6 protein-coding genes are annotated in these 9,005 nt (G+C 65.1%); 5 read left to right on the top strand and 1 reads right to left on the bottom strand.

Translation table 11 applies throughout. The annotated features are described in order from the left end of the window. The 3 genes from MOV74_RS22810 to MOV74_RS22820 all read left to right on the top strand — a co-directional run. On the top strand, positions 1-3,247 hold a 3,247-nt coding region (locus MOV74_RS22810), incomplete at its 5' end, for an AAA family ATPase (protein WP_246927193.1). A gap of 1 nt (position 3,248) precedes the next feature. After that, positions 3,249-4,043: a protein-L-isoaspartate O-methyltransferase gene (locus MOV74_RS22815; RefSeq protein ID WP_246927195.1), complete on the top strand. Its 795-nt coding sequence runs from the start codon at positions 3,249-3,251 to the stop codon at positions 4,041-4,043. Positions 4,044-4,136: 93 nt separating this feature from the next. Beyond that, positions 4,137-5,087 carry a DUF6492 family protein gene (locus MOV74_RS22820; RefSeq protein ID WP_246927198.1) on the top strand — a complete coding sequence of 317 codons (951 nt, stop codon included), beginning with the start codon at positions 4,137-4,139 and terminating at the stop codon, positions 5,085-5,087. Positions 5,088-5,097: 10 nt separating this feature from the next. On the opposite strand, the gene MOV74_RS22825 is transcribed toward MOV74_RS22820, so the two are convergent. After that, positions 5,098-6,165, bottom strand: coding sequence for an endo-1,4-beta-xylanase (locus tag MOV74_RS22825; RefSeq protein ID WP_246927200.1), 1,068 nt, complete (start codon positions 6,163-6,165; stop codon positions 5,098-5,100). Positions 6,166-6,485: 320 nt separating this feature from the next. Here MOV74_RS22825 and MOV74_RS22830 point away from each other — a divergent pair, with 320 nt between their 5' ends. Both MOV74_RS22830 and MOV74_RS22835 read left to right on the top strand, forming a co-directional pair. Then, positions 6,486-7,922, top strand: a complete 1,437-nt coding sequence (locus MOV74_RS22830) for a lipopolysaccharide biosynthesis protein (protein ID WP_246927202.1) — start codon at positions 6,486-6,488, stop codon at positions 7,920-7,922. Between the two features lie 257 nt (positions 7,923-8,179). After that, positions 8,180-9,005, top strand: an 826-nt coding sequence (locus MOV74_RS22835; RefSeq protein WP_246927204.1) for a L,D-transpeptidase family protein, incomplete at its 3' end; no start/stop codon positions are given.

The following is a 9,005-nucleotide window of genomic DNA, read 5'->3' on the forward strand; positions in this document are numbered from 1 at the left end:
GGCGCAGGCGCCCGCGACGACGGTGCGGCCGCAGGCCCGCACGGAGGTCGGCGCCGAACGGCGTCAGCTCACCACCATGTTCTGTGACATGGTGGATTCCACCTCGCTCTCCGTGCAGTTCGATCCGGAAGACGTCCGCGACATGATCGCGAGCTTCCGCGAGACCTGCGTCCGTGTGGTCAAGCATTACGAGGGTTTTGCCGCCCGTTTCGTCGGCGACGGTATCCTTGTCTATTTCGGCTACCCGACCGCACATGAGGACGATGCCGAGCGCGCGGTCCGTGCCGGGCTCGAGATCGTTCGGGTGCTGTCGACCGCACGTGCGATCGAGCCACGTGGCGCGCTCAGCCACTCACCCGCCGTCCGCATCGGGATCGCAACCGGCCTCGTCGTGGTCGGCGACCTCGTCGGGCAGGGCACCGAAGAGCGCGACTCTGCGGTCGGCGAGACCGTCAACCTCGCCGCGCGCCTGCAAGGCCTGGCGCCGCCCAACGGCGTCGTGATCTCCGCCTCGACCCAGTCGTTGCTGAAGGGGAAGTTCGAATTCCGCAATCTCGGCGTCCATGACCTGAAGGGCATCTCCGAGAAGACGCAGGCCTGGCACGTGATGCGCGCCTCGCGGGTAGAGACTCGCTTCGCCGCCGCCATGGGCACGCGGCTGACGCCGCTCGTCAACCGCGAGGAGGAGATCGCGCTGCTGATGGGCCGCTGGCAGCAGGTCAAGGACGGCGACGGCCAGGTCGTGGTCAAGTTCGGCGAGCCCGGCATCGGCAAGTCGCGCATCATCCAGGAAATCTTCGAGCGGATCTCGGGCGACCGCCATGGACAGGTCTCGTTCCAGTGCTCGCCCTATTACACGTCCACGGCGCTCTATCCGTTCGCCGAGCAGCTCAGATTCTCTCTCGGCCTCGACCGCGATGATCCGTCCGCACTGTCGCTGACGAGCCTCGAGACCGCGATCGCCACCGCTCATGGCGACATCGAGCAGGTTACGCCGCTGTTTGCCGCGCTGCTGTCGATACCGACCGCAGACCGCTATCCGCCGCTCGAGCTGTCGCCGCAGCAGCAGAAGGATGCGACCGTCGCGGCGCTGGTCAATCACTTCCTGGGCCTTGCGCGCGAGATGCCGCTCGTGATCGCATTCGAGGATCTGCACTGGATCGATCCGACCTCCCGTGAGGTGATCGACCTTCTGGTCGATCGGGTGCAGAACCGGCCGATCCTGGTCATCATCACCGCGCGGTCCGAATTCCAGCCGAGCTGGAACGCGCATTCGCACATCACGACGCTGGTGCTCAACCGCCTGAGCCGGCAGTTGCGCACCACGCTGGTGGAGCGCGTCGCCGGACGCGAGCTGCCCAAGGAGGTCGTCGAGGAGATCATCGTCAAGACCGACGGCGTGCCGCTGTTCCTGGAAGAGCTCACGAAAACCGTCCTCGAATCCAACCTCTTGACCGAGCGGCACGGGCGCTACGTCCTGTCGGGCCCGTGGCGGCAGCTTGCGATCCCGGCAACCCTGACCGACTCGCTGATGGCGCGGCTGGACCGCATGGGTCCGTTCAAGCGGATCGCCCAGATCGGCGCCACCATCGGCCGCGAATTCTCCTACGAAACGCTGCATGCCGTCGCCAACACGCCGGCTGAGCAGATCGAGGCCGCGCTCAATCATCTGGAGCAGGCGGGGCTGATCATGCGCCGCGGCCATCCGCCGGACGCGCTTTATTCCTTCAAGCACGTGATGATCCAGAACGCCGCGCATGCGAGCCTCTTGCACAGCGAGCGGCGCAAGCTGCATTCGCGGATCGCCCATGTGCTTGCCGAGATGTATCCGGAGAAGACCGAGCGCGAACCGGAGTTGCTCGCCCATCACCTGACCGAGTCCGGCCAGAGCGAGGGCGCCGCCAGTTTCTGGCTCAAGGCCGGCAAGCAGGCGGCCAGGAGCGGCGCCAATCTGGAGGCGATCGGTCACCTGCGCCGTGGCCTGAGCGTCGTGCAGGCCAATGCGCGGATGCAGGGCGCAGACGAGATGGAGCTCGATCTGCGCATCGCGCTCGGCAATGCGCTGATCTCCGCCAAGGGCTATGCGGTACAGGAGGTCGAGGAGAACTACATCCGCGCGCTCGAGCTCGGTCAGCAGCTCGACGACGACGAAAAGGCCTTTGCCGCCACCCGCGGCCTGTGGGTCTGCCATTTCATCCGCGCCGATCTCACCCGCGCGCACGATCTCAGCGTCGAGCTGCTGAAATTCGCCAAGCGCGAGCGGCTGAACGAACGGACGCAGCCGGCGCAGCAGACCGGCTATCTGATCGAAGCGCACCGCTCGATCGCGATGACCATGCTCTATCGCGGGCGCTTTGCTGCGTCCCAACATCATTTGCACCGCTGCATCAATCTCTACAGCCCCGATTTGCACTCCGACCTGATGGAGCGGCACGGCACCGATCCTGGCGTGGTCTCGCTGTCCTATCTGGGCTACCTCCTGTGGTTCCTCGGCCAGCCCGACGCGGCGCGCCAGCACAGCGAGCAGGCGATCGCGAATGCCGAGAAGATTCGCCATCCCTTCACGCTCGCCTTCGCGCTCGTGTTCGGCGCCTATCTCTGCCAGCATCTGCGTGATGTCGAAGGTACGCGCGACCACGCCAACCGCGCCATGATCATCGCCACCGAGCACAATTTCCTGCATTGGAAGCAGCAGGCCGCGATCCTGCGCGGCTGGGCGCTGGCTCAACTCGGCGAGGCGGATGAAGGCCTCAGCCAGATGCGCTTCGGCCTCGACGAGTACGAGGCGATGGATTCCTGGCTCGCCGGCTGCTGGTTCCGCTGCCTGCTCGCGGAAGCCTATGCCAAGGTCGGGATGCGCGAGGCGGCCTTGCGCGCGCTTGACGGCGCGCTCGCGACCGCCAGACGCACCGGCGATCATTCCTATCTCGCCGAAGTCTATCGCCTGCAAGGTGAGATCACGATATCGGACGGCGATCCGGCCTCGGTGCAGGAGGCTGCGGATCTGTTCACCCTGTCGCTGGAGATCGCGCGCAAGCAGGGCGCGCTGTCCTGGGAGCTTCGCACTGCCGTCAGTCTGGCGCGGCTGTCGCTCGACGCCGGTAAGCGCGAGCATGCGCGCCTCCTGATCGTGCCCGTTGTCGCCAAGTTCAGCGAGGGTTTTAATACGCCGGACCTGAAGCAGGCGATGCAGCTCGTCAACGAGCTCGGCACGGATGCGCCGGTCCGCGAACAGGCCGCTCCGTGACATGAGCGATCTTGCCGCCGCGCGCGCGCGTTACGTCGCGTTGATTGCGAGGCGCGAGCGGATTTCCTCGCCGCGCCTGCTCGAAGCGCTCGCCGCTGTTCCGCGCGAGGCATTTCTGGGAAAAGGGCCTTGGCGCATCAAGAGCGAGGCGGCGCGCAGCTACCGGCTGACGCCCAGTGCCGATCCCGGTCATCTCTACGACAATGTATTGGTCGCGATCGACGCGCGCCGCAGGCTCGACACCGGATTGCCGAGCTTGTGGGCGCATTTCATCGATGTGCTCGATATCAAGGAGAAGGATCGCGTGGTCCAGATCGGCTGCGGGCTCGGCTATTTCTCGGCGGTGCTGTCGAAGATGGTCGGTCCCAAGGGCAGGGTGATGGCCATCGAATGTGACGAGCGTCTGGCGCGCCGCGCTGCAAGTTTCCTTCACACCTATCATAATGTCGAGGTGGTCCATGGCGATGGACGTGAGCAGTTCCGCGAACCCGCCGACGTCATCATCATCCACGCCGGCTTCTCGCATCCGCATCCGCGCTGGCTCGAGGCGCTTCGTCCGCGCGGCCGCCTGCTGGTGCCGCTGACCCAGCGGGATCGCGAAGGTGCCGCCCTCAAGATCACGCGCAGGGGCAAGGGGTTCGAAGCCGAGGCGGTGCAGCAGATCAGGATCTATCCCGGCCAGGGACGCGGCATGACCGCCCTCGATGACCGCGTCGCCGACTGGTGGCAGCGCGCCTCAGCACTGGCGCCACTGCGCTTTCGCGGGATCGAGCAGGGGTTGCCGTCGGATGGCTAATGAATCGTTTCATTTTACCTTGATTCCGTTTGTGAGTTTGCAGCATCCCGCCGTGCGGCTATGAGTGCGGCCTGATCGCCATTCGAGCGCGCCATGCATTCCGTTGCCCTGCTCACTGCCAGCTACGCCAAGGACATCGAACGCTTTTCGCTGCTCAGCGAAAGCATCGACACCTGGCTCACGGGATATACGCGGCATTATGTTCTCGTTAACGATGAGGATGTGCCGCTGTTCGAGCGCTTCGCGTCCGACAGGCGCGTCATCGTTCCGGCCTCGCGCTACTTGCCGAAATGGCTGTTCGCCCTGCCGCCGGCGCTTCAGTTCATCAGCAAGCGGCGCGTCTGGCTGTCGCTGCTGTCGTCGCCCGTCCACGGCTGGCACATCCAGCAGATCCTGAAGATTGCCGGCGTGCTCAACGCGCCCGAGCAGCGCGTCTGCATCCTGGATTCGGACAATCTGTTCTTCCGCGAATTCGACGTCGGCAAATATGCCGGGGCTGAGAAGACGCCGCTGTTCGTCACGCCGAAGGACATCGGCGCAGACCACCCGTTGCATGGACTGTGGCTGCGCACGGTCGATCAGCTGCTCGGCATCAAGGACCGCTCCTTCCCCGCCGACGATTATGTCGGCAACGCCCTGGTCTGGGACAGGGATACTGCGCGCGCCATGGCCGCCGCCATCAAGTCGGCAACGGGATTGAACTGGGTGCTGGCGTTGTGCCGGAAGAAGAAGTTCTCGGAATATCTGATGTACGGCCATTTCGTCGCGACCTCACCCGCGCATCTGGCGACCCACCGGGTCACGGAAGACAGCATCGCAGTCTCGCATTGGGACGAGACGCCGCTCGACCGTCCGGCCATCGAAGCGCTGATCCGCACAGCCTCACCCGAACAGGTCGCGCTCTGCATCCAGTCCTATTCGTCGACCTCGGTCGACGACATCCGCGACGTGTTCCGCCTCTCTTCGCGCGACCGTCGCGCGCCGAGCCTATCGCCCGATCACATCGGCGATGCAGCCGAGTTCGAGGTGCCAACGCGCAGCTGAGCTCGCGCGTTCAGACGTCTTTCGTGAACTTGCCGATGACGTCCATGAACGGCTTTGGCTTGAACTCTCCGTCGAGCGGCAGCGGGCGGTTCGGCTGCTTGTCCGCGCGGGCGAAGGTGCCGTTGATCCAGCTGTAGCGATCCGAGAGACCCCAGGTCAGGATCGAGCGCACCGGTCCGCTGGTCGAGATCGCCGTGAGGAGATCGTCGACGCGCTTGGCGACGATGGCGTCGCGTTGTGCCGGATTGCCCGTCAGCTTCTGGTCGTCGACGTCGAGCTCGGTGACGAGCACCTCGAGGCCCCAGGAGCGCAGCTCGGTGACGAATTCGGCGAGCCCGTGGGTGTCGATCTCGAGCTCGGCATGCAGGTGCGATTGCAGTCCGACGGCGTGGAGCGGAACACCCTGGTCGAGCAGGTCCATGATCAGATTGCGATAAGCTGCGCGCTTGGCAATGAACGAGTCCTTGGCCGATTCGATGTCATATTCGTTGATCGCGAGCTTGACGAAAGGATCGGCCGCGGCCGCGGTGCGGAAGGCCAGCGGAATCCAGCTTTGACCCAGATGCTGCGTCCAGAACGTGTCGCGCCGGTCCTTTGGACTGCGGGGATTGTCCGGGATCGGCTCGTTGACGACGTCCCACGACGTCAGCTTGTCCTTGTAGTAGGAGACGACGGTGCCGATGTGGTCGAGGTAGGCGCGCTCGACGCCTTTGGTGTTCTTGATCTGCTTGGTCCAGTCCGGAATGTCGTGATACCAGGCGAGCGCGTGGCCGCGCATCGTCAGATCGTTCTCTCGCGCAAAATCCAGGATGGCGTCGGCGCGCTCGAAGTTGAACGTGTGCGCGTTCGGCCGCAGCATCGGCCATTTCAGCTCGAGCACCGGCACCACCTGCGTGCAATAGGTGCTGATGGCTTCGCCAAGCCTGGGATCGGCTTGCAGGTCCCAGAGCGTGGCGGCCGCGCCAAAACCCTGATGACGTTGCGCGAGCTTCGATGCCGGCACGGCCGACGCCGATGCGCCCGCCGCGAGCGCTGCGGCGCCGCCAAGAAGAAATTCGCGTCTGTCGAGCCTGGTCACGGCAGTCCTTTTTCGAACCAACGCACCATCGTACCAAGCGTCGCCCCACGACGCCGGGGTTTCGCCTCGTGGGGTTAACTTCCGCCGTCTGCAGCTCATGGTTCCTCCCGAGATCGCGCCTTGCCGTTGGAGGAAGGGCAAATTTAACGCTAACGTGCGAAAGCGGCTTTTGAGCTTCATTCGCCGCCAGATTTGCAGACTTATGTGACACTCTTGAGCGATGCTGCGGCGCATTCATTCGCCCCGCCAAAGGCCCCATTCAAGGCCGCATTGATGAACGGCCGCCACACTCGCAAGACCGTTGCCGGTCCCGTGCTCGCATGCTGAACCGCCATTTCTCGATTTATCTCGTCGCCTACATCCTGCCTGCGGCGGTGGGCTTCTTCGCGGTCACCGCCTATACGCGGCTGCTGAGCCCGGCGGAGTACGGCGTCTATGTCGTGGGTATCAGCCTCGCCGGCATTCTGGGCGCGGTCTTCTTCGCCTGGATCAAGCTGTCGGTGTCCCGCTATCAGGCGATGTCGGCGGAGGTGGATTTTCGCGGCACGGCGATGGTTGCCTTTGGGCTCACCGTCGCGGTGCTCTGCGCTACGACCCCGCTGGTCTTCCTGTTCCGCAGCGACGTCAGTGTCGAGCTGCTGCTTGCCAGCATGTTCGTCGCGATCATGGCCAATGCCGTCGATGTCGGTCAGGAGTTCGAACGCGCCAAATTGCGTCCCTACCGGTTTGCCGCGATCTCGATCGTGCGCAGCGTGTCGAGCGTCGGCTTCGGTCTCGTCGGCATCTGGCTCGGCTGGGGTGGATTGGGGCTGCTTGCCGCGTTCGGCCTGGGGTCGCTCACCGGGATCATCCTGAACCTCGTCGGCGACCGCACCAGGATCGCGCGCTTCCAGCGCAGCCAGTTCATGCAGCTGGCGCGCTACGGCCTGCCCCTGACGTTGGCCGGATTGTCCGTCGCGGTCTATTCGGCCTGCGACCGGCTCATCGTCGCTTACTTGCTCGGCAAGGATGCCGCCGGCATCTTCGGGGTCGCCGCTGATCTGCCGCGCCAGTTCATGGTCATGATTGCATCGAGCGTCGCCGCGGCGACCGTGCCGCTGGTGTTCCGGTCATTGTCCGAAAATAATAAGGAGACGACGCGGGAGCGCCTGACCGAGAGCCTCGAGCTCCTGCTCGTCGTCGTCACGCCCGTTGCGGTCTGGCTCGCGCTTGCCGCGGATCAGGTCGCCGGCACACTCGTCGGCGTCGACTTCCGCGCCGGCGTGTCGGCTCTGCTGCCGACCCTGGTGCTTGCCCGCTTCTTCGGTATCGCCAATCAGTTCTACGTCCAGATCAGCTTCCAGCTCGCCGAGAGGCCCTTCATGCTGGCGGCGCAATCCTTTCTCACGCTGGTGGTCAGCGTGGTCCTGATGGTCGTGCTGGTCGCCGGCTACGACATCTACGGCGCGGCGCTGGCAACGCTGGCGACCGAGGCGATCGGCTTTCTCGTAGCCGTCGTCCTGATGCATCGCGCCCATCCGGTCCCGTTCGACCTCGGTCGTCTCGCCGGCGTTGCGGTCTCCGCAGCCGTGATGGCGGCCGCGATCCTGCTGGCGCGATCGCAAGCGGGCGGCACCGGCCTCGTGGCGCTCGCCATCGTCAGCCTTGCCGGCGGTCTTGCTTATGTCGCGACCGCCTGGCTCCTCAACGTCGCCAATGTCCGGACGCTGTCGCTGCGTTTCCTCCGGACCTTCAACCGTAAGGCCGTGGGCGTCTAACGCGCCTCCGTTGGGCGTGGGCCTCGCCGCCCGGCAGAGGCGGACATTCTGCCGCAGCGATAGGCCACCAGCCTCGGACCAGCCCGGCTGTTAACCGCCTTCCGCCTGCCCAAGCGGTCGTATATGAGAGACTTGTCGCCGGAACGAGCCGAATATTGCCACAGACGGAACGTATGGCGGCTGCGATTTCTTAATCCCGTGATCGCAATCTGACGTGTGACCGGGCCAAGCGGACTGGCATTTCGACCGAGGATGGCATGAAAAACCGACTGACGACGGCGCAATCCACCTTGGCGATGCGGCGTTGGGGCCCTCCCGGACTTGTGACGCTGGCGGCGATGGTCGCGTTTTCCGCCCTGACCCCGGCCGGGGCGGCCAAGCAGGCGCGCCAGCCGGCGGAGGCGGTAGCGCAGCGTCAGGCCGGCGAGCCGATCATGGCGATCGTGTCGATCAAGGGCCAACAAGTCACTTTCTACGATGCCGAGGGCTGGATCCTGCGCGCGCCGGTGTCGACCGGGACCACGGGACGCGAGACGCCGGCCGGCGTGTTTGCCATTGTCGAGAAGGACAAGGATCACCGCTCGACCATGTATGACGATGCCTGGATGCCGAACATGCAGCGCATCACCTGGAACGGCATCGCGCTGCATGGCGGACCGCTGCCCGGCTATGCCGCGTCGCACGGCTGCGTGCGCATGCCCTTCGGCTTTGCCGAGAATCTGTTCGACAAGACGAACATCGGGATGCGGGTGATCATCTCGCCCGAGGACGCGGCCCCGATCGATATCGCTCATCCCCTGCTGTTCACGCCGAAGCGCGAAGCCATCGCGGCGGCGCCGGGCCGTGTCGACAAGGTCTCCGTCGAAGCCGACGAGGCGATTCGAGTCGCTGACGAGGCCAAGAAGGCCGCATCAGCGGCCGCGAAGGAAGCCGCCTCGCTCCCCGCATCGCTGCGCAAGCTCGAACAGCAGAAGGCCCGCGCAGACGCCGAGCTCGCCTTCGCTGACAAGACGCTCGCGAACGCAAAGACCGACCAAGCCCGCGCCAAGGCGGAGGAGTTGAAGCAGAAGGCCGCGACCCGGG

Origin of the sequence: Bradyrhizobium sp. SHOUNA76, assembly GCF_023006445.1 — a bacterium.
GTDB lineage: Bacteria > Pseudomonadota > Alphaproteobacteria > Rhizobiales > Xanthobacteraceae > Bradyrhizobium.

Coding starts and splice junctions, on each gene's coding strand:
- MOV74_RS22820 (WP_246927198.1), top strand. CDS start 4,137: ATGCATTCCGTTGCCCTGCTCACTGCCAGCTACGCCAAGGACATCGAA.
- MOV74_RS22830 (WP_246927202.1), top strand. CDS start 6,486: ATGCTGAACCGCCATTTCTCGATTTATCTCGTCGCCTACATCCTGCCT.
- MOV74_RS22815 (WP_246927195.1), top strand. CDS start 3,249: ATGAGCGATCTTGCCGCCGCGCGCGCGCGTTACGTCGCGTTGATTGCG.